The following is a 23332-nucleotide window of genomic DNA, read 5'->3' as shown; positions in this document are numbered from 1 at the left end:
CCATGGTATATCTGACAGTACAATTTCACTATCCAAAATGTACTATATATCGAAAGTGAAGGGATGGGAAAGCAGAAAATACATGAATTAATGATCGTAGACAGAATTGAAGCGCTTGCAACAATAGAAAGGATTAGTGAGTATTGATTTATGACTAGAAATAGAGAGAACCTACTTATTTTAACGCTTACGCTTGTTAGCTTTGTATTAGGAACAACCGAGTATGTCATCGTGGGTGTGTTGAAGGAAATTGAAAGTTACATGAAAGTATCACTTGCTGCCGCAGGTATGCTTGTCTCCGGTTTTGCGATTGCATACGCAGTGGGTACACCATTTGCTGTGGCCTTCTTAGCCAAAATATCCAGAAGAAGTTCCATATTGATTGGATTTGCAATCGTGTTAGCATTAAATCTATTAACCGTGTTCTCAACAACGTTCTCTTCTCTGATGGCCATTCGCATCGTATCAGCCGTTGCTTGTGGACTTACGATATCACTTTCGATCTCGATCGTAAGCGACGCAGTGAACCGGGAGCGAAGAGGGGAAGCTATCGCCTGGATTCTGGGCGGATTTTCAATCGCTAATGTGCTAGGTGTTCCGCTCGGTACTTTTATCGGACAACATCTGAGCTGGTCCATGACGTTTGTTGTTACGGCATGCATAGGTGTTGTGCCGCTGGTGTTCATGTTCCGTATTCTGCCACGCCAAACAACAACGATTGCAGGTTCGTTCAGTGATCAGATGTCTCTCTTTTTAAAACCACGGATATTGCTGGCCTGTCTGATCCCGGTACTGGGAAACAGCTGTATTTTTGTCGTTTTTACGTACATTACGCCACTCCTGAGTGAGACGATGGGTGTGCCAGTTCAATGGATTAGTGCCATACTTCTGATCTATGGAGCCTGTAGCATCCTGAGTAACTGGATTGGTGCCAAAATAGCCAGGGGTGACTTCCTGCCCAAGCTCAAACGGCTTTTCGTCATCCAAGCCATTTTGTTCCTAGGAATGAGTTTTACCGTTTCTAATGTGTGGCTCGGCTTGGCATTCCTGTTCCTGATTGGATGTCTGTCATCCTCCATGAGCGCGGCATCCCAGTTATATTTGTTTGATGTGTCAGGATCGATCGCGCCGGGGTCCAAAGCATTTGCATCTACACTCCTGCCTGTGGCGGCCAATGTAGGTATAGCGCTAGGCTCTGGTGTCGGGGGAATTGCCGTTAATATGGGTGGTCTCCAGTGGGTGCCTCCAGTGGCTGTGATGCTTGCCTTGCTGGCTTTTGTCGTTACCCTGATATGCCAGCGTTCCATCCAAGTGAATTCAGACGAAGCAACCACTGTAAAAGCAGCTTAGATGAGATGCTGTCTAGACTAAACGCATGAATGCATATATATGGTATATGAACTACAAACAAAGTCGCTGTTATACGGCTTTGTTTGTTTTCTTAGTTTTCCAGCATTCCGGATGTAACGGGCGCAGATTGTAAAGGTAGGAAAATGCAATAATTCAGTGAATTTGTATATGAAGAGATCTGATAAAATGAATGAAAAGATAGGAGGGGAACCCATGAAAAAGCCGATGATCGGTGTTCTGCCTTTGTATGATACAGACAAAAAAAGTTACTGGATGCTTCCAGATTATATGAACGCCATAGAAGGAGCAGGTGGAATTCCAATTATGCTGCCCTTGACAACGGATACCGAGATCATAGCAACGCTGGCTAATCAGTTCGACGGGTTCCTGTTCACCGGGGGACATGATCTCAATCCCGAGCTGTATGATGAGCATGCAGAGGTTACCTGTGGAGAGCTGTGTATTGAACGCGATATGATGGAGTCGATATTATTACAAAAGGTAATTGAGCTTGATAAACCTGCCTTTGGCATATGCCGTGGACTACAACTACTTAACGTTATGTTGGGTGGAACGTTATATCAAGATATTCCGACTAGCCTTCAACTTCATGGGAACAAGATCGTTAATCATAAGCAAAGTCCGCCGTATACGGATCTTGTACATGATGTACATATTGAGAAAAATAATATCCTATACGATATTTTGCAAACCGATACGATAAAAGTGAACAGTTATCACCATCAGGGAATCAAAATGTTATCGGATAAGTTAACTGCCGTGGCAGTGGCTGAAGATGGGCTCGTTGAATCCGTGGTCATGCCAAACCGTTCATTTGTTTTGGCTGTGCAGTGGCATCCAGAGTACAGCTACAAAGTAGATGACTACAGTCAGAAGTTATTTGCGGCGTTTGTTAATGCTGCTAAATCCCCACGCTATACTATCCATATTGAAGACATCACCGCATAAAATGTGAAAAAGAAAAAAAGACCTCCTGTTTATAAAAACAGGAGGTCTTTGTATTGGTGAATCTAGTCATGATAGTAATCATGGTATCGCCGTTCTATTGGCAGAATTATTTTGATCCAGACTTCGTGTTGGCATGCTCTTCAGCATTCAGGGAAGCAATCAGCTTCTCGCCTTCAACATCCAGGTTTGGCAGGATACGATCCAGCCATTTCGGAAGTGTCCAAGCTTTGTCACCGAAGATCGCCATGATGGCAGGGACCAAGCCCATACGGATGATGAAAGCATCGATTAGGATGCCTACCGCCAAGGTGAAACCAATCTGCTTGATCATGACATCATCGGTGAAGATAAATCCTGCAAATACAGAGACCATAATCACTGCTGCTGCAACGACCACGCGACTGACCTGATTGTACCCATGAACGACGGATTCGGTGCCGCGATGACCGTGAACATATGATTCCCGCATGGAGCTAACCAGGAAGACTTGATAGTCCATCGCGAGGCCATACAAAATACCTGTGACGATGATTGGCATAAAGCTTAGCAACGGTCCGCCGGTATCGAAACCAAAGAGTGAATGCAACCAGCCCCATTGGAATACAGCTGTTGTAATCCCGAATGTAGCCAGGATACTAAGCAGGAAGCCAATCGTTGCTTTGATGGGAACGATGATCGAACGGAATACGAGTAACAGGATGATCAGCGACAACAGGATGATAATGCCTACATAAATAGGGAATACCTGCGCGAGTTTGGCAGACATATCAATGTTAACTGCCGTAAGACCCGTAACCCCAAGCTTCACATCATAGGTCTGTGCGATACTCGAATCAGCCGAGCGCAGATCACTGACCAGTGTTTTAGTGAGCGCATCGTTAGGACCCGTTTTTGGAATGAGACTAAAGATCGCCAAATCTTCTGTCATCCCAAGCGGTGTAACCTGTGCAACGTTGTTTTGACCTTGCAGTTCCATCACCAGACCACCCAAGAGTTCCGGCGTAACTTTAGCAGAAGATTGATTAGGCTCTGCGACCAGAATAAGGGGTCCGTTGAATCCTTCTCCGAAGCCTTCTGATATAGCATCATAGCTCTGTCTTGCATCTGTATCAAGATTCGCTGAGGAAGCACCAGGGATACCCATTTCCATTTTCGAGATAGGTATCGCCGCAAAACCTAGAATAACGATGATGGCGATAATGGTAGCCCAACGATTCTTGATAACGAATTTCACCCATCTATCCGCTACTCCGTGGCTAGCGGCTTTAGGATGTTTCGTGCTTTTCTCACGAGCTTTGGCGGAACAGATGCGTTCGCCTACCAATCCCAGTAAAGCCGGCAACAGGGTTAAAGCAACAAATACGTTGATGAGCACAGTGGCAGCTGCGACTAAAGCCATCGTAGACAAGAATGTGAGACCGATGACAAGCATACCGCACAGTGCAATAATGACGGTTAATCCGGCAAAAAATACTGCGCTGCCCGATGTACCAATGGCTCTGGCCGTTGCTTCTTTTGCGCTCAAGCCTTGATCAATGATCATTCGACGCTGGCGATTAACAATGAAGAGCGCATAGTCGATTCCAACAGCCAATCCAACCATGAGAGCTAGAACGGAAGTGACACTAGGCATTTCAATGAATTTGGAGATGGAGAACGCACCACCAACTCCAATGGCAACACCGAGGAGTGCAGTGATCAGAGGTAGACCTGCTGCAACAACGGAGCCAAGGGTGATCAGCAATACAATGACAGCAATCACCAATCCGACAATCTCAGCCGAGCCGACCCCAATCGATACCGTTTTGAGCGTTTCGCCCGGCAGCACCTTAATATTGGTTCCTTGCTCTACCGTCATAACGGACTGAATAACGGAATCAAATACATCCTGTGTTATGGCAGACTGTTCAATTGTAAATTGGAACTGGAACAGTGCAATGCTGCCGTCTGAAGAGATCAGCATTCCAGGTACAGGAACACCATCCACCATCAAAGGTCCATAGGGAGGAGGCGTGGTTGTTGCGGATTGCGCCATATCAGTAGCCTGAGCATTCTGAGCCATTTCCGCCTGAGCACCCGAATTACCCGCTTCAGCTGCATAGTCCGCAGGGTTAATGACTTTGTCTAATCCGTAAACTTCATTAACACCTTTCATCATGGCGGCCAAACGTTCAGGCGTATCCAAACGCTCGTTGTCTGGAGCTTTGAAGACAACACTTCCTTGACCGCCGGAGGCGGCAGGCAGTTCTTTTGCCAATTGATCCAGAACCTTCTGTGACTCTGTGCCTTCAATCTTCATTTCGGAACTGATGTGAATACCATTGATGCTGATCATGGAGATGACAATTCCCAGAATTAAAACCCAGCCAATGATGAAATAGGCAGGTTTGCTAAAAGCGGTTTTCCCCACTCTGTATAATAATGTAGACATTTCTCTATTTTACACTCCTCTATGATGAATGTGGATGGTTGGCATGTTCAAATCCTGCCCGTAAATGATTAAACGTGGTTTCCAAAAATTGATCGAATGTTAAAACACCGGGCTTGGTATCTTCAGTAATGACTTGTCCGGGCAGTAACACATTGAGTCTTCCATCAATTAATGGCAGTATTGTTCCATATAGTGCGTTGATCAAAAGATAAGTATAGATCTCGTCATACTTCCCGTTAGATAAGTCTAATAAGGTATCTTGTGCCTGCGTCTGCATCCGGTGCATGGCTCCAAGGTAATGCGGTTCAAGCACGGGATAGGTCTGGGATAGCGATAGTAGCTGATGAAGTCTTCCTATTAGTTCTGTTGTAAGCTGCATCTTGATCAGGTTATACAGTACCTCAAGCAAGGAGACGTTGTCGGGCAATTCGGTAAGCAACTCTTCGAGTTCCGTTGTATTCTGAACGGATATTGCGCCTCTGGCTACTGCCTCTTCCTTACATGTGAAGTAGTTTGCAAATGTTCTGCGGGAACAACCCACCTGATGCACGATATCTTCAACCGTAAAGCCATCAAGCCCATGTTCAAGGGTAAGTTCAAATGCAGCACTAGCAAGTGCTTTTTCAGTTGCTTCTTTCTTCAAATGTCGCAAGTTTCGTTTGATCATTATTCTCCGCTTATGCGTTCACCTCCAACACCAATGACTATGGTTTAATTCTTTTAAGAAGAGCACACTTACTGAATATGCACTTTGTGAGGTTTATCATAACAAACAAGTTGCTCATTGTGCAAATTTACTCATTGTGCAATTATTTTATATGACAGCTATACTGCGAATCAATGCTTCAACTCCTGAGGAATGAATGTTAAAATCAATAGAAAAACTTGGGGCGATAACGAGATATGAGTAGTCGTAAACAAAGTTTATTGGAAACAGCACTTGCACTATTTTTAGAGCACAGCTATGCAAATACAACAATCCAGATGATCTTGGATCAATCGGGTGTATCCAAAGGCACATTCTACAAATTCTTCAGTTCAAAAGAAGACTGTTTATATTCTATTATTGATCAGCGTATGCAAGAGGATGTTTTCATTCGTAAAGAGCTTGAACAAAATCACTATACATCGGATTATGACCTGCTCGTAGATCAGATTGCGATTCCTATGTCTGTACCTAATAAAGAGCGAGTATGGGAATTATATTGGACGGGTTTTTATTCCGGGGAGATCAACTCAGCCAAACTGGCTACAGTTCACCTAAAATGGCTGTCCACACGCTTGATTCAGGTTTACGGGAACGATATTAGCTTATATGCCAACGAAGGGGCCATATTGTGCTACGGCATATTACATCAGATTGCCAACACATCAAGAAGTCTAAATACGCAAAAACCGGTATGGAGCGAAGTGGTTCCCAAAGTATTAACGTACATTGAAGTGATCCTAAGAACAATGCATCAGAGAAATGAACATATTTTCGACTTTCAGTCTCTCTATTTCCTGAATGCCGATGAGCGTAACCATGATATGGGTCTGGACATCGATAATATATTGATCGAATTGGATGAGTTCAACAACCGTGTACAAAAATCCAAGGAATCTGGATCATTCAAGCAACTTTCGAAGGGGCTCTTAGCGCTATTACAAGATCAAGAGGATTTAAATATTCCTGTAATCGAAGTGGTGCTGCAAGCGTTTCACAAAGAGTACAAATCCAGTACGTTTCAATCTGAAGCCAATAGACTGACCGAAGCCTGTTGGTGGTATTTGGAACTAGTGAAGCAACGTAATTAATATGGGGGTTGGCTCGTAGCCGACCTCTTTTTTTGTTTTTTTATGCCTCTGGTTATCATTAATATACTATTAGTATATTAATTATTTGTTGTTATAACAGTTGTTTTTTGCTGTTCAAACTATGAGATTTGAAATTAATTATACGAGTAGTATATAATCAGAATGAACATATATTTCCATAGATTTGAATAACTTCACTTCGAAAGGAAGATTTATATGAATAACTCGAATAACCAGACATCAGAAAAAGTAGAATTTAATTTGTTTAGCGAAGAAAATAGTAAAGATCCATTTGCCATGTTTGCACAGATGCGTGCCAAAGGTTCCGTTGTCCCTATTCCTAATCCAATGGGTGGAGCAGGGCAAACCTGGATTGTAACTCGGATGGACGTTGCCATGGAAGTGCTGAAAGATCACTCTCGATTTACGGTAGATATGAACTCTATTGATAGTGGCAATGATATTAGAAAGAATCTCTCAGGTGAGCTTGGTTCATCGGAACCCCAGACTTTTTTTACCGGAAAGTCGATGCTCTTTGTTGATGAACCGGATCACCGAAGACTGCGTAGCCTGGTTTCCAAAGCGTTCACGCCAAGATATATGGAAAGCCTGCGTCCACGCGTCCAGGAAATTGCCGATGAGTTGATTGACCAATTTGAAGGCAAAGGAGAGATGGATCTTGTAAAAGACTATGCCTATCCTTTCCCAATAAACGTTATTTCCGAGATGTTGGGTATACCTCAGGAAGACCGACCTCAGATTCATGTATGGTCTGAAGCCATTGCAAAAGGTCTTGGTTTTGGTAAACAGGACCCTGCAGTAGCGCAGCACTTGCGATCATTCGCAGAGTACACCTCACAGCTTGTCGCGAACAAACGGGTGGAACCTTCAGATGATCTCATCAGTCAATTGATTGCGATTGAGGAGGAGGGTGATCGATTGAATGAAGATGAATTAATATCCATGATCACGTTACTAATATTTGCTGGACATGAGACAACTTCCAATCTGATTGCAACCGGCTCTTATCTTCTTCTGACACATCCCGAACAACTGGAACAACTGAAACAAGATCTAAATCTGGTTCCTTCTGCGGTGGAGGAGTTGCTGCGATTTAACGGACCCGCGACTTCCTCAGGTCCTCGTTATGCAACACAGGACACGGAGCTGGATGGACAATTGATTCAAAAGGGAGATGTTGTGATTCCCCTTCTGAAATCAGCGAATCGGGACGAGCAGCAGTTCACTGACCCCGAAGAGTTGGATATCGAACGCAAAATAAAACGGCATTTGGCCTTTGGACACGGCATTCATATGTGTCTTGGCGCTCCGCTTGCTCGTGTAGAAGGGGACGTGGCGTTTACTACGCTTTTACGTCGGCTACCGGATATTCAGCTCAGTATTCCTCAGGAAGAGATTCATTGGCACTCTGCTTTGTCATCACAGGGATTGGCAGCATTGCCTGTGAAATTTTAATAGATAAACTTAGTGTGACCCATTGGAGTATGACGAATTTTCGTCATACTCTTTATTTGTATAGATGATAGAATGGAATGAACAAGAAACATGTTAATGGATTGAACACTGCTTAATGTAAAAGATAAAGTGGGATACATAATTTTTGTGGTGGAGGTAAACCTTATGAATAAAGATGAACAATTCATGCATAAAGCCATTGAGATTGCTCTGCAAGCTCGCAAAGAAGGAAACGAACCATTCGGCTCATGATCAATTAGCGGAAATTGCTGGTGGCAACATCATGATCTCGTGTGAAGAAGTATTCGACAAAAGTCCTCAAAAGCCTGAGGTAGTAGGGAAACTACTGGGCGCAGAAGGGTTAAAAGTATTCGAAGGATATTCAATTTCATTCCTAGTCGTTATCCGGACAAAAAATTTTTTTTTGATAATTGCTTGATTTTTTTTTCAACGTCTGATAGTGTAAGACCTGTGATTTTGGGAAGTTAATTTATCAATATGAATTAGAGCTTTCCAGCAGATAATTTTGACCACTTCACCAGGAAGTTAAGGCCATACGGACAGCCGGGTCAAACGCCGATTGGCAACTTACGTTGCTTTATTGATTGAGTTCAAAGCTCAAATTTTATAAGTTGGTTACTTTACAACCAGTGCAATTGCACATCAACTTGTGAAACGGTCAATAAGAGTGGTAAAGGCGAATTATTTGCTATATAGACTCTGATCCAATATTGATATACATGAAGGAGCTTTCCGCCAAAGGAGTTCTTGTGAACTTTTTTGGTCATGGAGACTTCACGTCTTTTTTATGATGTATATCGATAAGCAAGTGTGATGATGCGCGATTGCGAGCATTTTTCACCTTGCTTTTTTTGTTGTCTTGTTGTCACCGTATTAAACCAATTTTAAAAAAATACATATTGGGATAGGAGAATGTAAAATGGGAAAAGCACTAATCATCGGCGCCGGCGGCGTTGCTTCCGTGGCAGTACACAAATGCGTTCAAAACAGCGAAGTTTTTGAGGAAATCTGCATCGCGAGTCGTACAAAATCAAAATGTGATGAACTCAAAGCCAAGCTGGACGGCGGAAAAACAAAAATTACAACAGCACAAGTTGATGCTGACAATGTTGACGAACTGATCGCTTTGATCAACGAAGTTAAACCGGATATCGTTATGAACCTTGCTTTGCCGTATCAAGATCTGACAATCATGGATGCTTGTCTTGCAACTAAAACAAATTACATGGACACAGCGAACTATGAGCCACATGATACAGCGAAGTTTGAATACAGCTGGCAATGGGATTACAAAGAGCGTTTTGAACAAGCAGGCATCACTGCATTGCTCGGTAGTGGATTTGACCCAGGAGTGACTGGCGTATTCTCCGCTTATGCCCTGAAGCACTACTTTGACGAAATTGAGTACATCGACATTCTGGACTGCAATGGCGGCGACCATGGCTATCCGTTCGCAACCAACTTCAACCCTGAGATCAACATTCGCGAAGTATCTGCGAACGGAAAATATTGGGAAAATGGTGAATGGATCGAAACGAAGCCGATGGAAATCAAACGTGTCTACGACTTCAAAGAAGTGGGCGAGAAAGACATGTACCTGTTGTATCATGAGGAACTGGAATCTTTGGCAAAAAACATGCCAGGTCTGAAACGTATCCGTTTCTTCATGACATTTGGTCAAAGCTACCTGACTCACTTGAAAGCTCTTGAAAATGTAGGCATGACTTCAATCGAGCCTATTGAATATGAAGGTAAACAAATTATTCCACTGCAATTCCTGAAAGCAGTACTGCCTGATCCAGCATCCCTTGGACCACGTACTGTAGGTAAAACAAACATCGGTTGTATTTTCAAAGGTAAAAAAGACGGCAAAGACAAAACATATTATGTTTACAATATCTGTGATCACCAAGAGTGTTATAAAGAAGTGGGTTCCCAAGCGATCTCTTACACAACAGGCGTTCCAGCAATGATCGGTGCAGCAATGGTCATGACAGGCAAATGGAACAAACCAGGCGTATATAATGTAGAAGAGTTCAACCCAGATCCATTCATGGAAGAGTTGAACAAATGGGGCCTCCCATGGGTAGAAGACTTCAACCCGGTACTCGTTGATGAGCTGCCAGAAGAAGTTAAAGAATCGGAGCTTGTTCGCTAAAATGCGGTTCGAGCAATTACCGACACCATGTTTTGTTGTTGACGAGGCGCTTATTGAGAAAAACCTGAAAATCCTGAACGGTGTTATGCAGCGTACAGGTGCCAAAATCGTGCTGGCTCAAAAAGCATTCTCTATGACTGCGATGTATCCGCTGATTGGAGAATACCTGAGCGGTGCAACGGCAAGCGGTTTGTATGAAGCGCGTCTGGGCCATGAGGAAATGGGCAAAGAGAATCATGTCTTTGCTCCAGCATACCGCGCAGAAGAGATCGACGAGATTATCTCCATCTGCGACCACATTATTTTCAACTCATTTTCGCAGCTTGCAAAATTCAAGGATAAGGCGCTTCAAGCTGGCCGTAAGGTCGGCTTGCGCGTCAACCCTGAATGCTCTACCCAAGAAGGACATGAGATCTACGATCCGTGTTCTCCGGGTTCGCGTTTTGGCGCGAAACTGGAGGATTTCGATGCAGACCTGTTGGAAGGCGTCTCCGGACTGCACTTCCACACACTGTGTCAGCAAAACTCCGACGATCTGGAGACTACGCTGAATGCAGTGGTCGAGAAGTTCGGACAATGGTTGCCGCAGATGGAATGGATCAACTTCGGTGGTGGGCACCATATCACACGTGAAGATTATGATATTCCAAGACTGGAAGCATGCATCAAGCGTATGCAGAACGATTATGGCCTGGAAGTATATCTGGAGCCGGGAGAAGCTGTTGCGCTGAACGCGGGTTATCTGGTGACCTCTGTGCTGGACTTCCATAAGAACGGTATGGACATCGCTATTCTGGATACTTCAGCTACGTGTCATATGCCGGATGTGCTGGAAATGCCATATCGTCCGCCGCTGATCGGTTCGGGAGAAGTAGGCGAGAAAGCCCATCTGTATCGTCTTGGTGGACAAACCTGTCTGTCTGGTGACGTAATTGGGGACTATTCATTCGATCAGCCTTTGCAAGAAGGCGACCGTCTGGTATTCGAGGACATGGCGATTTACTCCATGGTGAAAACCAACACCTTCAACGGCATGCCGCTTCCAGCGATTGCAGTCAAAAGAAAAGACGGCGATTGCGAAGTTGTTCGCGAATTCGGATATCAGGATTTCAAAATGAGGCTGGCATAATTACTTCATTATATAGTAAGTATTAATATAGAATTGATTATAAATACAAAGAAGGGAACCTGCAGACAGGTTCCCTTTTTAACGTTAACTGAAGTTTAACGATTAGATTTAATGATGTTTATTAGCCGGGTTAGATGATGTCTAACCGTATTCCGGTGATTCGGTTTCGAGTTCAGTTTCGAATTCGGTTTCGGATTAATTTTGTGGTTTCGAGGATGCTCTCGCAGCGTATGGAAAGATCGGTTCTCTTAGTTCGAAGTCATACGTCAACCCATCCACAATGCCGACTACACTTTCACTGTCATACAACTCTAGCAAAAATCCAGCCATTTGTTCCGCCGTATGGAACTTGGGAACTCTGCCTTCATATTCAAACTCGTCTACATTAAAGGAATGTTTCGCAAACTCAGTCTCGGTTGCAGCCGGTGCGAGAACTTTGGCTTGCATCGCTGCGTTCTTACCTTTTAACTCTTGCGCAAGTCCTTCGGTAAAGGCACTTACATAGAACTTGGTTGCGCAGTAGGTTACTGCATCGGCTACAATCGTATATCCACCGCCAGAGGAGATATTAATGATCTGTGTGCCATCAACATCTGCATAATCACGTACATACAGGGAAGAAAGAATCGTAAGAGCTTCTATATTTAGATGAAGCATCTGTTCAATCTTGGGCAGGTGTTGTTCGCCCACGGAAGCAAAATTTCCGAATCCGGCGTTGTTAATCCACGTCTCAATGGAGTAAGACTGAAGACTCTCATAGAATTCATGCACATTAGCGGCAATCGACAGATCCACTGTACGAATGACAACATCCAGATCAGGATTGATTTCAGCTACTTTTGCTTTTAACTTGTCCAATTCATCGGTTCTGCGTGCTGCCAGAATCATATTTTTGCCACGAGCTGCAAAAGCTAAAGCCGCTTCATATCCAATGCCTGAACTGGCACCGGTAATCACTGTATATTTCATGGGAATTCCTCCTGGATCTGATTTCATTTTTTATTGTGATGTGACCACGAGTTGATTATACTGATTAGAGCTTACTCTAAGTCAAGCGGGAAAATGGAGGGGAGGTTAACCATGCATACCATTGGTGAAGTTGCAGAATTACTCCATATCAGTGCACATACGTTGCGTTATTATGAGAAGGAACAGATTGTAACTCCTCTCCGAGATGCCAGTGGAGACAGGCGGTACAACGAGTCACACCTGAAGTGGCTGCAATTTGTAATTAAATTAAAAGAGACTCAGATGCCCATTGCTACCATTAAGAAGTATGCGTCCTTGTTTCAGGAAGGGGAGCATACGGCGGCGGATCGTTTGAAGCTGCTGGAGGAGCATAAAGAGTCGATTCAAAAACAGATGCACATACTTAACACAGCAGATAAGATGCTTGAGCATAAAATTTCGTCGTATCGGGCGCTCATCGGACAATGAAGTAACACACACAAATGACGATCTATTGCCAAAACAGTGATTTTTATTATAGACTGTTTTTTATCGGTTGTTCATCAAGGGGGAAATGCAATGCATCAAAACAGAAAACAAAAGTCAAACAAGTTAAAGATCCTCTCCAAAGTATTATTGATTATCATTGGGGGATTTATAACGGCATATGGCCTGGAAGCCATATTGATCCCGAATAATGTCTCAGATGGTGGTGTCACAGGTCTGAGTATCGTAGGATCACAGCTGTTCGGATTACCACTGGGGATGCTCATCGGGATTATTAACATTCCATTTGTGTGGCTCGGGTACAAACAAATCGGAAAAAGCTTTGCGTTATATTCGATCATCGGTATTGCTTCACTTGCAATCAGCACCAGTCTGATGCATCATGTACCAACCATCATTGAAGGTGATACCTTGCTTGTTACGGTTGTCGGCGGGATTATCATCGGTTTTGGTATGGGACTTGCATTACGTAATGGCGGGGCCTTGGATGGCATAGATATGCTGGCTGTACTCCTTTCGCGAAAAGTACCTTTTGGAACCAGTGATCTCATCCTGTTCCTCAACATGTTTGTATTTATTGTCGTTTCTACCGTGTTTGGTCTGCAAGGCGCGATCTTGTCAGGACTTGCGTATTTTATTGCTTCTAAAGTAATACATATTGTTGAAGAGGGCTTGAGCGGCTCCAAAACGTTTAAAATTATTACGAATCAACCTGAGATTATGGTTGAAACCATTCGGGACCGTTTAGGCCGTGGAGCAACGTATACCGAGGCTTACGGTGGCTACTCTAATGAGCAATTCAAGGAAATTACTTGTGTCATTAACCGGATGGAAGAGAGTAAAATTAAAGATATCATTCACGAAATTGACCCAACTGCTTTTGTAGTGGTATACGATGTAGCTGAAGTGAGAGGCGGCAATTTCAAAAAGAAAGATATTCACTGATTCCGAAAAACAAAATTAACTTATACGTAGTTGGTCAACCAGGAACTTCTGGTTGGCTTTTTTTGTATGTCCACAGCGTAACTTGGAGTTTCAACAGGCGGATTTTCTTATTAGTTTGATACGAATATTTAAATTTGCAAATAAAATAAAGATGGTTTATTATTATATCAAATGATACAAGTTACTATCATTATTGAATGTGAATGTTGATTACAAAACAACAACATGAATGCAGAAGAGGAGAATGTTTTATGGCGTGGTTATTCCTTATTCTTGGAGGGATTTTAGAGGTAGGTTGGGCATTAGGTTTGTCATTCTCCGATGGTTTTTCGAAAATCGAGATCGTAATCCCCACGGTTATTTTAATGATTGGCAGCTTCTACTTCTTTGCAAAATCCACTAAAGTACTTCCTGTATCAACGGCTTATGCGGTGTTTACCGGACTTGGTTCATTTGGAACCGCAATTGTGGGAATGATTTTTTTGGGGGACTCCGTAAGTGCAATCAAAATCGTGCTGGTCATGATATTAATCAGTTGCATCATCGGTCTGAAATTTGTATCCAATGAACCTAAACCAAAGGCGGGTGTATAGAATATGAGTTGGCTTTTCTTGATCTTAGCTGGTTTATTTGAAGTTGGCGGTGTAATATTTCTGAAACTTTCAGATGGATTCACCAAATTGAAACATACATTGATGTTCGCTATGTTTCTGGGATTAAGTTTCATTTTTCTTTCCCTGTCTTTGAGAGAGATACCAATCAGCATTGGTTATGGAATCTGGACAGGTATTGGGGCATCGGGCAGTGTACTATTAGGGATGTATGTATTCAAAGAGCCCAAAAATGCAAAGAAATTGGCTATCGTTAGTGGGATTATTGTCAGTATTGTGGGATTGAAACTAGTCTCTTAACTGGATAAATTAGCTGCATTAACAACGGAACGATATCCATCTCATCTATATTCATGCATAAGTACAGCTCTCTTATGGAAAACTTCTGTAGTACGAATTAAATTGCATGACTTCAAGTATGTATGGGAGGTTAGCATAGTGACAAAGCAGGACCCGCAAGAGCTTTTGAAGCAAAAACATGAACTGGATGATCAAAAAAGACAGTTTACTAATTTTTCGCGGAATATTTCAGGTCATGGTGAGGTTGAAGCTGGTCAAGAGTTCAGTGTTGACCGGGTACCAGATGATCAAAACCGTATGAAATCGGTTGAGAACAGACGCGGCGAAGTTTAAAACGTTACAACATAAGCCGATCCTTTCATGGATCGGCTTATTCGTGCGTAGCATTTTATCGAATAGGAAGATATATGTTGTAGTTGAGAATGATTATCGATAGAATGGAGAAAAGTGAAAATATCCGCTGATTTTGCTGATGTTTTGCTAACTTAATGGGTTGTGGAAGGTGAAGGAAGAGATGCACGTAGAAGAGCATGTGAAGTTATGGAATCTGGCCTCAATTAAAATATGGGAAGTGCGTCACGTCGTCGTGCGCGCTGGCGAACCCATCCATGCCTATCGATTTCCAATTAGCGGTTTTATATATACAGTTCGCGGCAATGCAACGATTACGCTGGATGACACGATGTACGCGATCGATCAGATGCAAGTCTTACATGGAGGCAAGGGGGTATGGATGAATATTTCCCTGAACGAGGATTCATTCGAATTTTATTTGATGTTTTATCGGGCTAATTTGTCGTTATCCAATACTCGTGAGAATCAAGCTCTGCTCAGGCAACATGTCCCGTTTCACGTGCAATATGCTTTCGCCCCAAGCTATCCCATTGACTTATATGATAAAGTCCAAAGAATAGAGCAACATTGGGAACGGACGGATGCGTTCTCGAAATTTCAGGTAAAGACGTTATTTTATCAATTTATTAATGAATTAATGAGGCAGTTAAGTGCACAAGGAATTGAGACTGCCAAGCCCGATCTGGTAGCTCAAGCCGTTCGTTATCTTCAAGAGAACTACATGTTGCCCGTTATGGTCGATCCGCTCGCAGAACTTCTGGATTGCAGTGCAGGGCATCTGTCGAGAACGTTCAAGAAAGAGACAGGCAGCAGTCTGATTACCTATTTAACTCGGATACGGATGTACAAAGCCAAGGAGCTACTGTTGCACACAGATGCATCTCTTCAGAAGATTGCCGAGGCAATCGGCATTCCAGATGTGATCTATTTTAATCGTTTATTTAAAAAGCATGTTGGCCTTTCACCAGGTCGGTTCAAACAAAAATGTATCGCCCTGCCAACCGGTCAGAATAATGCTATCCAAGAATCAGAATTGTCCATTGTCAGTCCCATGCATCGCGGTTATGATCCTATTGATGATGATAATTATTATCAATACAACTCAAAAGGAGAATCACTTACATCTATGAGATCGAGAAAACCCGTTGCATTGCTTTTGATGCTCAGCCTTACATTATTAATATCAGCCTGTTCCCCTTCTCAGGGCAGTTCAGCAACAAGCAGTAATGGAACAAGCGGTAACAATGCTCCAACCACCGAAGTCGCGCAATCCACCGAATCAGCAGTACAGGAGCGTGTTGTTAAACATCCTTGGGGAGAAACTGTCATCAAAGGTGATCCTCAGCATATTATTTCGTTGTTCCCGGCTGCAACTGACTATTTGTTAGCACTCGGTATTGTACCCCAGGCAGCATCCAGTAATGAGGAGGGGAGTGATCAGTTTCCTACCTACCTGTCCGATCAACTACAAGGAAAAGAAAATCTGGGCTGGCAGGTTGATCCCAACTACGAAAGCATATTGGCGGCAGAGCCAGACCTGATTATCGGTCAGGATTTCATGAGTGATGCCTATGACAGCCTCAGCAAAATTGCGCCTACCTTGCTGGCAGAGAAGCTGCAGGACGAGCAAGGTATTATTCGTATGAAGACAAGCCTGTTACATATGGGAGATATGTTAGGGAAGACGGATCAGGCCAAACAGGTCATTGAAGAATACGAAAAGAAAGCTGCAGAAGCCCGTGAGAAAATCAAGCAATCCATCGGAGACGAGACCGTGATGTTCCTGCGTTTATCCGATAAAGAAGTGCGTTATTACAGTAAAAGAAACTATGAGGTTCTGTACGACGATCTAGGCCTGACACCTCCTGTATCCATACCTGACCCGACAGATTCAATGAAAGTAATCTCCATGGAGTCGTTACCATCGATTAATCCCGATCATATTTTCCTGTTGTCATCAGACGAGAATGAAACGACAGAATTGCAAAAAACAGCAGTGTGGAAAAGCCTGAATGCTGTTAAAAACAACAATGTCTACATCGTTGACTACGGCTTGTGGTTCCAAGGTCCGGGAGGACCCATTGGACAGAGCAAGATTATCGACGAAGCGGTAAATTTCCTTACCCAATAAATAAGGAAACTAGACAGGAGGATTAATGCATATGGAAACGTCCGTCGTAGAGAAGCTCATTCGTGAACGAAGAACCATTCGTCAGTTCAATGGCAAACCGCTGGCCAAAGAAACGATCATGCACTTGCTGGAAGCGGCCGTGTGGGCACCTGTTCATTCCCGTAAAGAGCCATGGCGCTTCATATTATTTGTAGAAGAAGGTCGGAAGCAATTTGCTGATGCGGTGCTACATACGTTTTCCAAAGATGAGCGGGAGCGCTGGACAGAGAAGTTGCAAAAGGACTATTGCGAATCTATCCAAGCCCATCTGCTGGTTGTGATTGAGGCTGATCCGAGACAACGGGTATGGGAAGATGCTGTGGGGGCTAGTGCTGCCCTTATTCAAAATATTCAACTCCTGGCATGGGAGCAGGATATCGGCGTAGTGTGGAAGACAAATGAATATAATTTCGATCCTGATTTCTACTTCAAGACCGGTGTGAGACCAGGGGAGAGAATTGTTGGCACACTTCATCTGGGGTATTTTGATACAAACAAGGTTCCCAAACCTCGTCCTCGCACACCCGTAGAAGAATTGATGACCTTTGTCTCCACGGCAAGAGCAGAAGTACAGTAGTAGTGATACTTCATACGGTTCCGAGCTGTGAAACGAACTCATTGTAAGCCGCGAACATAGCGGCTTTTTTGCATAATTGAATATCGATGTTGATTGGATGTCAGACATTGAGGAGTTCAAACTGTTTCTGATTAACGTTATCTCACACTGCCTGCCAAATCATGAACGAAATGTAATACAAATTCGGCGGTCAATAAATGGATGGTTGAGGCCATATAGGTGGTAGTCAATCGTTGTAAAAGGTCGTATATTAATAATATGTCGATTGTGGGAGGGAACATGTACCACATCGCAAAATGATAAACGATTTTACATAGAAGGACGGGAAAAAATGGACTTTAAACCGCTTGCTTCATTTATTGACCGCATTACATCCTGGCGTGTACCGTGGGCAGAGGTGCTGGTGATGCATCGAAATGATACCGTTTTCCATTATCGTAATGGATACGCCAATCTGGAAGAGAAAACACCTATCGGTGATGGAGCGATCTTCAATCTATACTCCATGACCAAAATTATGACTTGCGTGGCAGGGCTGCAACTGGTGGAGAAAGGGGCAATGCTGTTAAGCGATCCCTTATCTGATTATCTGCCAGAGTACGCTGAGATGACGGTTAAGAAAACGATGCCGAACGGGGAGATCCGACTGGAAAAGGCGACAAGAGCCATTACCGTACGTGATTTGTTCACCATGACTGCCGGGTTCTCGTATGACGTTGGTTGTCCAAGCATTCAAGAAGCTGTAAAAAGAACCGATGGAACATTGCCAACACGCGACTTCGCGAGAGCGCTTGCGAAAGAACCGTTGCTGTTTGAACCAGGGACACACTGGAATTACAGCATGTGCCATGATGTGCTGGGAGCCTTGGTGGAAGTGGTAAGTGGCAAACGCTTTGGTACGTATCTGCGGGACGAAATCACCGGGCCCCTTGGCATGAACGATACAGCGTTTAATCTGAACGATGAGCAGCAGACACGCCTGATTCCACAGTATGCTTACAATGATGAGCTTGAAAAGGCTGTACGTTTGGACGGCAATGGATTCCGTGTGGGTACGGAGCTGGAAAGCGGCGGTGCAGGGTTGCTATCAACCGTTAGCGATTATGCACGTTTTCTGAACGCGCTTACTGGGCATGGTACGAGTCCCGAAGGCGTGCGCATTCTGTCACAAGCTTCAGTGGAACTGATGCGAACGGACCACCTGAACGAGATGACTCGTGCTGATTATTCCTGGGATCATATGTATGGATACGGCTATGGACTGGGTGTTCGCACACATATCTCCAAAGCAGGAAGCGGCTCACTGAGTCCAATTGGCGAATTTGGATGGAGCGGCGCTGCTGGTTGTATGGCTATTATTGATCCGGATTCAGAGCTTACAGTCATGTATGCACAGCACCTGCTGAACAGTCAGGAGCCGTACGTTCAACGACGCTTACGAAATGTGGTATACTCCTGCCTGTAAATCATATCGTATTCGAAGTTACTTGAAGAGCCGCTAAATAGCGGCTTTTTTATGTTATATGAGTCGAAATCTATTAATTAGTTTGTTATTTCTTTATTAGAAAGGGTATGTTATCATTCTTAGGAAAATAGTACTAGTAGGAGGATATGCTTATTGAACATGAACTTAAATTCATTACATAGTTTGATCAAGATTATACTCTAGCAAGTACCTGTTTGAATGTTGAGATTGTGCACGGTTTAATATTAGAAAAGCGATGTTAGATTTTTATTTTTTTACTCAAAGGAGAGTCATCGATGATACACCCTAAACACAATGCAAAATGGGCTTCTCTGGCCTTACTTACCTTAATCGCCTATGTTCTGAGCGCATTGCTTCTGCTACCACCTAATGCCGCTGCCAAAGGAGAGCAAATCTCCGCCAAACAGCTCGAAAGTATGAGCCGGCTTTCATTTACGCTTCGTGATGCCAAGCAAACGGCTTACACCGTTTATATTTTTGCTTATGATGAACAGAAGAGTACACTAACCGAAGAAAATGGTTGGACAAACAATAAAAAAGGCGACAAGAGTTATTCAGGCACGTATCGTGCAGCCTTGCTGAAAAAAGGTGCAGCATACGGAACTGTTCAGGCAGCAAAACTGGATATGAGTACGATTATTTTGCCTCAAACCTGGAACTTTGTTGTGAAAAGCAAAGAGGCTAGTACACCAGACATGCTGATGATCACCGATTGGGGAACTTCTAATTTCAATGAGGTGAAAACGTATATTGTTCGTTCCGGGGAATTGCGCCGTGTAACATATGTCGATAATAAGGGAAAAAAAATCGACGATTCCTACTCTGCAAGCAGAGATGATGGAATCCGTACTCTTTCAGGTGCCCGAGTGCAGTTCAAAAATTACAACAACCTTCAATTCGTCTATGGGGTTGATACGTTTAAGTTGAATGTGAATAAATTGGAAATGCGGTTGGAAGATACGCGTAACCTTCTTTCAAGAGATTGGCCGAACTCGGGTGTTGGCGATCGCGCTTACCTGAAAAGCCTGAAGGAAGCCGCTTTAAAGGGTGTGTTGCCAGGCCGGACGGACATCAAGATTGGTATGACGCTTCAAGCAATGCAAAAAAAATTGGGGAAACCCAATTCTCGTTCAAACGGGGAATGGGGAGCGTACTATTATTATTCTAAATTCGGCATCGGGTTTGATTCATACATGCACGAGCTTAGCAAGAAATCACGTATTGCGGTTATCCAGCTTTACAATGAAAAGCAGTATCTCTCACCATGGAATGTGAAACGATGGATGGGAAAACCCGCCTCGGAATATTATAATGAAGTTGTGGGTGGTTATGAGATGGAATATGAGCTGGGTAAGCACACTATAGTTTTTAATTATTTGGAAGAAGAAGACTTAATTGACTTTACGAATATATATTAAGGTATAACATAGCGAGAACTGAACGTATTCGTATACGAACTTATATGAAAAGCCGCTAATTAGCGGCTTTTTTTGTTATCCAAAAAATTGGGACGCGTAGTCTATTTCATTGGAGTGTTATTAGAGCTTTGCACAGAACGTACACGATTGACTAAATAAATGCCGACTGACACGAACAGTAATGCGACCAGATTTTTCAGTTCCAAGATCGTTTCCCCCAGAAATAACGCTGATAATAAAGCGCCAAACACAGGGATAAGGAAGTTGTAGACAGACACTCTTCCGACCTTGTTGTACTTGAGAAGCATATTCCATAGACAAAATGCGACAGATGACAGCAAAGCCAGGTAGATTAAGTTACTGGTGGATTCCAGGGTGAAATGGGTGACCCGACCGCCGAGTGATAGACCTAACAGCGTAAGTACCAGTCCCCCGACGAATAAGCTGACACCTGTTATGATCAGAACATCGATGGTGGCGGTGAGACGTTTTGCGTAAAGGGCTGTAACGGAAAAAACAAGTGCCGCTATAATAACGAATCCTTCCCCTGTGAATGAAAAGGAAAAAGCAAGCAGATCCGTATGGAAGTTTACGATGATTACACCAACGAATCCAAGCAAGCAACCAACGATTTTATTTCTGCTTAATTTGTCGTTTTTATAGATGAAATGGGCCAGAACAACACTGAAAAAGGTTGTAGTAGCGTTCATAATGGAGCCTTTGACACCCGTTGTATTGGCTACGCCGACGTAGAAAAACATATATTGCAAACCCGTTTGCAATATACCTAGCATGATGAGGCTGGTCCACTGCGGCTTGGATAATTGGAGCTTCTCTTTTCTAACGATACGAGACAGGAGCAAGAGCAGCAAGCCCGCCAGTGTAAACCGGTATCCTGCAAATACATACTTGGAAGCAATATCTTCCGGCAGAATGTTAAACGCGATATATCCAAGTTTGATGGATGGGTACGCACTTCCCCATAACAAGCAACACAGGCTTGCCACGAGCATGACAAAAATGGGATCACTAAATTTACTCGGTTTCTCAAGGGTATTTCTCTCTATCACTTTCGATCTTCTCCTCACATTTCATGTACATATGTATGTATGAATCTATTAATATCCTCACTGACCATATCACATATCGCTAATCTTTGTAATGATAATTAATAATCCGCTCCTCAGGTGGTCTGATTAAAAGAAGGAACGGTTCATGAGGAGTCTATGTTATAGATTCCTTTCTAGTAAAATCCCTACTTGTTCTGCGACAATATGAGGTTGCCGGGGTAATCCATTGGTGAAATAGGATTCCACGATACCAACGATTGCTGTACCAAAGAACGTGAGAATCACTTCTTTTGTTAGTCCTTTATTTTTCCCCTCCGTCACATTCACCTCATCTTTCAGTTCTTCAATGACAAGAGCCAGGAAGCGATTGCGGAAAAAAGGGGCTCCTTTACTCAGTAACATAGCCGAGAAAAATGAATAGTGAACTTCAAAATAATCGAACCAAAGTACATTGCTTTCTATAAAATCCAGATCCGATGCTTCCTTGCACAATCTCCTTAGTTCATCAATATGTTCTTCAATTAATTTATCCAGCAAGTCAAATTTGTCCGAATAGTGATGGTATATCGTTCTGCGGCCGACATTTGCATGATCAGAGATATCTTGCATCGTAATGGTATCAAAAGGTTTCTCGTTCATGAGTTTGATAAAAGCGGATGTGATCGCTTCCTGAGACTTAAGTATTCTTCGATCTGTGATAGAAACGATAGTAATCACCATTCTTTCCAGAGAGTAATTGGACAAATGTTGTCTTCTTGCGCCATAAGACACAGATCGAGTTCATTTGATCCTTGCAGAGGCAGTGCAATTATTTTATATTATACACGAATGTGCGATATCGCACGTATGTGTGTAATCACTTTTAGGTCAACATAGGAGCAGGACGCATTAATCAATAAGAGCGCATTGGAGGAAATAAAATGGTTAAACATGAAGAAGTTAAAGATGGAGTGATATTCCCGGTAGGAGAAAAAAACGAAGCATTTTCGCAATATTTCATAGGGCAAAGTTATCTCCAATCCTTGGTTGCTGATCCCAAAGTGAAAGTGGGTGTTGGGAATGTAACGTTTGAACCGGGATGCAGAAATAACTGGCATATCCATCGTGGTGGATTTCAGCTGTTGTTAGTGACTGGTGGGGAAGGTTGGTATCAGGAAGAAGGAAAACCTGCCCAATCCCTCAAAGCCGGCGATGTTATTGTGACTCATGATGGTGTAAAACACTGGCATGGGGCCGCTAAAGATAGTTGGTTTGAACACATTGCGATCACTGCGGGTACACCGGAATGGTTGGAACCAGTGACAGATGAAGTATACGGGGAGTTGTAAAATAAACGCTATAAATTGATTTATTCGAAAATGTTATTATCTAATTTGTTAAATTAAAGGCTAATTAAGTTCAGCGAGATTGCTGATTTTATGTTGATCTGGGTGCCATCACTCTGAGTTTTAATTGAGTGATGGCCTCTTTGCGTCTATGAAGTAACGATCTCCCTGACAGGAGAAAACCATGAAATAGATGGATTCCAGTGCACTTTATGTATACTTGGAGAAATTTCCAGAATGAAAACGCTTGTCAAATTGAAAATAATATGATAATTTAATGTCTGTAACCG

Annotated in this window: 21 protein-coding genes; 16 read left to right on the top strand and 5 right to left on the bottom strand. The window is 43.1% G+C overall.

Going from position 1 to position 23332, the window contains the following annotated elements; genetic code table 11:
* Positions 1 to 150: 150 nt before the first annotated feature.
* Complete coding sequence (locus MHB71_RS10420; protein WP_036616020.1) at positions 151 to 1350, top strand: MFS transporter; 1200 nt, start codon at positions 151 to 153, stop codon at positions 1348 to 1350.
* A 213-nt stretch (positions 1351 to 1563) separates the two neighbouring features.
* On the top strand, positions 1564 to 2319 hold the full coding sequence (locus MHB71_RS10415; protein ID WP_340029509.1) for a gamma-glutamyl-gamma-aminobutyrate hydrolase family protein: 756 nt from the start codon (positions 1564 to 1566) through the stop codon (positions 2317 to 2319).
* 106 nt (positions 2320 to 2425) lie between these two features.
* Here MHB71_RS10415 and MHB71_RS10410 read toward each other — a convergent pair whose 3' ends face one another.
* Together MHB71_RS10410 and MHB71_RS10405 are read right to left on the bottom strand one after the other, a co-directional pair.
* On the bottom strand, positions 2426 to 4750 hold the full coding sequence (locus MHB71_RS10410; RefSeq protein WP_340029508.1) for an MMPL family transporter: 2325 nt from the start codon (positions 4748 to 4750) through the stop codon (positions 2426 to 2428).
* 19 nt (positions 4751 to 4769) lie between these two features.
* Entirely contained in the window at positions 4770 to 5417 is a 648-nt protein-coding gene (locus MHB71_RS10405) for a TetR/AcrR family transcriptional regulator (protein ID WP_340029507.1), read from the bottom strand.
* 236 nt (positions 5418 to 5653) lie between these two features.
* On the opposite strand from MHB71_RS10405, the gene MHB71_RS10400 reads away from it, so the two are divergent.
* The 4 genes from MHB71_RS10400 (at position 5654) to nspC (ending at position 11331) form a co-directional block, all read left to right on the top strand.
* Positions 5654 to 6547 carry a TetR/AcrR family transcriptional regulator gene (locus MHB71_RS10400; RefSeq protein ID WP_340029506.1) on the top strand — a complete coding sequence of 298 codons (894 nt, stop codon included), beginning with the start codon at positions 5654 to 5656 and terminating at the stop codon, positions 6545 to 6547.
* A 216-nt stretch (positions 6548 to 6763) separates the two neighbouring features.
* On the top strand, positions 6764 to 8023 hold the full coding sequence (locus MHB71_RS10395) for a cytochrome P450 (protein ID WP_340029505.1): 1260 nt from the start codon (positions 6764 to 6766) through the stop codon (positions 8021 to 8023).
* A 940-nt stretch (positions 8024 to 8963) separates the two neighbouring features.
* The gene (locus MHB71_RS10390; RefSeq protein ID WP_036616010.1) at positions 8964 to 10202 is read left to right on the top strand and encodes a saccharopine dehydrogenase family protein; all 1239 of its coding nucleotides are present in this window, start codon (positions 8964 to 8966) and stop codon (positions 10200 to 10202) included.
* A gap of 1 nt (position 10203) precedes the next feature.
* Complete coding sequence (nspC, locus tag MHB71_RS10385) at positions 10204 to 11331, top strand: carboxynorspermidine decarboxylase (RefSeq protein ID WP_100526213.1); 1128 nt, start codon at positions 10204 to 10206, stop codon at positions 11329 to 11331.
* 195 nt (positions 11332 to 11526) lie between these two features.
* Here nspC and MHB71_RS10380 read toward each other — a convergent pair whose 3' ends face one another.
* Complete coding sequence (locus MHB71_RS10380; RefSeq protein ID WP_338708802.1) at positions 11527 to 12300, bottom strand: SDR family NAD(P)-dependent oxidoreductase; 774 nt, start codon at positions 12298 to 12300, stop codon at positions 11527 to 11529.
* Between the two features lie 111 nt (positions 12301 to 12411).
* Between MHB71_RS10380 and MHB71_RS10375 the strand changes: the two genes are divergently transcribed.
* The 9 genes from MHB71_RS10375 to MHB71_RS10335 all read left to right on the top strand — a co-directional run bounded on the left by MHB71_RS10375 (position 12412) and on the right by MHB71_RS10335 (position 20647).
* Positions 12412 to 12768, top strand: a complete 357-nt coding sequence (locus MHB71_RS10375; protein WP_338708803.1) for a MerR family transcriptional regulator — start codon at positions 12412 to 12414, stop codon at positions 12766 to 12768.
* Between the two features lie 90 nt (positions 12769 to 12858).
* On the top strand, positions 12859 to 13731 hold the full coding sequence (locus MHB71_RS10370; protein ID WP_036670902.1) for a YitT family protein: 873 nt from the start codon (positions 12859 to 12861) through the stop codon (positions 13729 to 13731).
* 251 nt (positions 13732 to 13982) lie between these two features.
* Positions 13983 to 14324 carry a multidrug efflux SMR transporter gene (locus MHB71_RS10365; RefSeq protein WP_076327622.1) on the top strand — a complete coding sequence of 114 codons (342 nt, stop codon included), beginning with the start codon at positions 13983 to 13985 and terminating at the stop codon, positions 14322 to 14324.
* 3 nt (positions 14325 to 14327) lie between these two features.
* A complete protein-coding gene (locus MHB71_RS10360; RefSeq protein ID WP_076327621.1) occupies positions 14328 to 14642 on the top strand; it encodes a multidrug efflux SMR transporter in 315 nt (104 codons plus the stop codon).
* Between the two features lie 138 nt (positions 14643 to 14780).
* Positions 14781 to 14975, top strand: coding sequence for a hypothetical protein (locus MHB71_RS10355; RefSeq protein ID WP_245838061.1), 195 nt, complete (start codon positions 14781 to 14783; stop codon positions 14973 to 14975).
* 181 nt (positions 14976 to 15156) lie between these two features.
* Positions 15157 to 17127 carry an AraC family transcriptional regulator gene (locus MHB71_RS10350; RefSeq protein ID WP_340029504.1) on the top strand — a complete coding sequence of 657 codons (1971 nt, stop codon included), beginning with the start codon at positions 15157 to 15159 and terminating at the stop codon, positions 17125 to 17127.
* A gap of 31 nt (positions 17128 to 17158) precedes the next feature.
* Positions 17159 to 17743, top strand: coding sequence for a nitroreductase (locus MHB71_RS10345; RefSeq protein WP_047842928.1), 585 nt, complete (start codon positions 17159 to 17161; stop codon positions 17741 to 17743).
* Between the two features lie 331 nt (positions 17744 to 18074).
* Complete coding sequence (locus MHB71_RS10340) at positions 18075 to 19208, top strand: serine hydrolase domain-containing protein (protein ID WP_340029503.1); 1134 nt, start codon at positions 18075 to 18077, stop codon at positions 19206 to 19208.
* 296 nt (positions 19209 to 19504) lie between these two features.
* Positions 19505 to 20647 (top strand): DUF4309 domain-containing protein, encoded by a 1143-nt coding sequence (locus tag MHB71_RS10335; RefSeq protein WP_340029502.1) that lies wholly within the window; start codon positions 19505 to 19507, stop codon positions 20645 to 20647.
* Between the two features lie 101 nt (positions 20648 to 20748).
* On the opposite strand, the gene MHB71_RS10330 is transcribed toward MHB71_RS10335, so the two are convergent.
* Both MHB71_RS10330 and MHB71_RS10325 read right to left on the bottom strand, forming a co-directional pair.
* Positions 20749 to 21717 carry a DMT family transporter gene (locus MHB71_RS10330; RefSeq protein WP_340020354.1) on the bottom strand — a complete coding sequence of 323 codons (969 nt, stop codon included), beginning with the start codon at positions 21715 to 21717 and terminating at the stop codon, positions 20749 to 20751.
* 159 nt (positions 21718 to 21876) lie between these two features.
* Complete coding sequence (locus tag MHB71_RS10325; RefSeq protein WP_340030159.1) at positions 21877 to 22437, bottom strand: TetR/AcrR family transcriptional regulator; 561 nt, start codon at positions 22435 to 22437, stop codon at positions 21877 to 21879.
* A gap of 200 nt (positions 22438 to 22637) precedes the next feature.
* Here MHB71_RS10325 and MHB71_RS10320 point away from each other — a divergent pair, with 200 nt between their 5' ends.
* Positions 22638 to 23045, top strand: coding sequence for a cupin domain-containing protein (locus MHB71_RS10320; RefSeq protein ID WP_340029501.1), 408 nt, complete (start codon positions 22638 to 22640; stop codon positions 23043 to 23045).
* The last annotated feature ends 287 nt before the right edge of the window (positions 23046 to 23332 follow it).

It is taken from the genome of Paenibacillus sp. FSL H7-0940 (assembly GCF_037979415.1).
GTDB lineage: Bacteria > Bacillota > Bacilli > Paenibacillales > Paenibacillaceae > Paenibacillus > Paenibacillus amylolyticus.
This window is presented reverse-complemented; position numbering and strand designations above follow the sequence as displayed.

Coding starts and splice junctions, on each gene's coding strand:
- MHB71_RS10420 (WP_036616020.1), top strand. CDS start 151: ATGACTAGAAATAGAGAGAACCTACTTATTTTAACGCTTACGCTTGTT.
- MHB71_RS10415 (WP_340029509.1), top strand. CDS start 1,564: ATGAAAAAGCCGATGATCGGTGTTCTGCCTTTGTATGATACAGACAAA.
- MHB71_RS10410 (WP_340029508.1), bottom strand. CDS start 4,750: ATGTCTACATTATTATACAGAGTGGGGAAAACCGCTTTTAGCAAACCT.
- MHB71_RS10405 (WP_340029507.1), bottom strand. CDS start 5,417: ATGATCAAACGAAACTTGCGACATTTGAAGAAAGAAGCAACTGAAAAA.
- MHB71_RS10400 (WP_340029506.1), top strand. CDS start 5,654: ATGAGTAGTCGTAAACAAAGTTTATTGGAAACAGCACTTGCACTATTT.
- MHB71_RS10395 (WP_340029505.1), top strand. CDS start 6,764: ATGAATAACTCGAATAACCAGACATCAGAAAAAGTAGAATTTAATTTG.
- MHB71_RS10390 (WP_036616010.1), top strand. CDS start 8,964: ATGGGAAAAGCACTAATCATCGGCGCCGGCGGCGTTGCTTCCGTGGCA.
- nspC (WP_100526213.1), top strand. CDS start 10,204: ATGCGGTTCGAGCAATTACCGACACCATGTTTTGTTGTTGACGAGGCG.
- MHB71_RS10380 (WP_338708802.1), bottom strand. CDS start 12,300: ATGAAATATACAGTGATTACCGGTGCCAGTTCAGGCATTGGATATGAA.
- MHB71_RS10375 (WP_338708803.1), top strand. CDS start 12,412: ATGCATACCATTGGTGAAGTTGCAGAATTACTCCATATCAGTGCACAT.
- MHB71_RS10370 (WP_036670902.1), top strand. CDS start 12,859: ATGCATCAAAACAGAAAACAAAAGTCAAACAAGTTAAAGATCCTCTCC.
- MHB71_RS10365 (WP_076327622.1), top strand. CDS start 13,983: ATGGCGTGGTTATTCCTTATTCTTGGAGGGATTTTAGAGGTAGGTTGG.
- MHB71_RS10360 (WP_076327621.1), top strand. CDS start 14,328: ATGAGTTGGCTTTTCTTGATCTTAGCTGGTTTATTTGAAGTTGGCGGT.
- MHB71_RS10350 (WP_340029504.1), top strand. CDS start 15,157: ATGCACGTAGAAGAGCATGTGAAGTTATGGAATCTGGCCTCAATTAAA.
- MHB71_RS10345 (WP_047842928.1), top strand. CDS start 17,159: ATGGAAACGTCCGTCGTAGAGAAGCTCATTCGTGAACGAAGAACCATT.
- MHB71_RS10340 (WP_340029503.1), top strand. CDS start 18,075: ATGGACTTTAAACCGCTTGCTTCATTTATTGACCGCATTACATCCTGG.
- MHB71_RS10335 (WP_340029502.1), top strand. CDS start 19,505: ATGATACACCCTAAACACAATGCAAAATGGGCTTCTCTGGCCTTACTT.
- MHB71_RS10325 (WP_340030159.1), bottom strand. CDS start 22,437: ATGGTGATTACTATCGTTTCTATCACAGATCGAAGAATACTTAAGTCT.
- MHB71_RS10320 (WP_340029501.1), top strand. CDS start 22,638: ATGGTTAAACATGAAGAAGTTAAAGATGGAGTGATATTCCCGGTAGGA.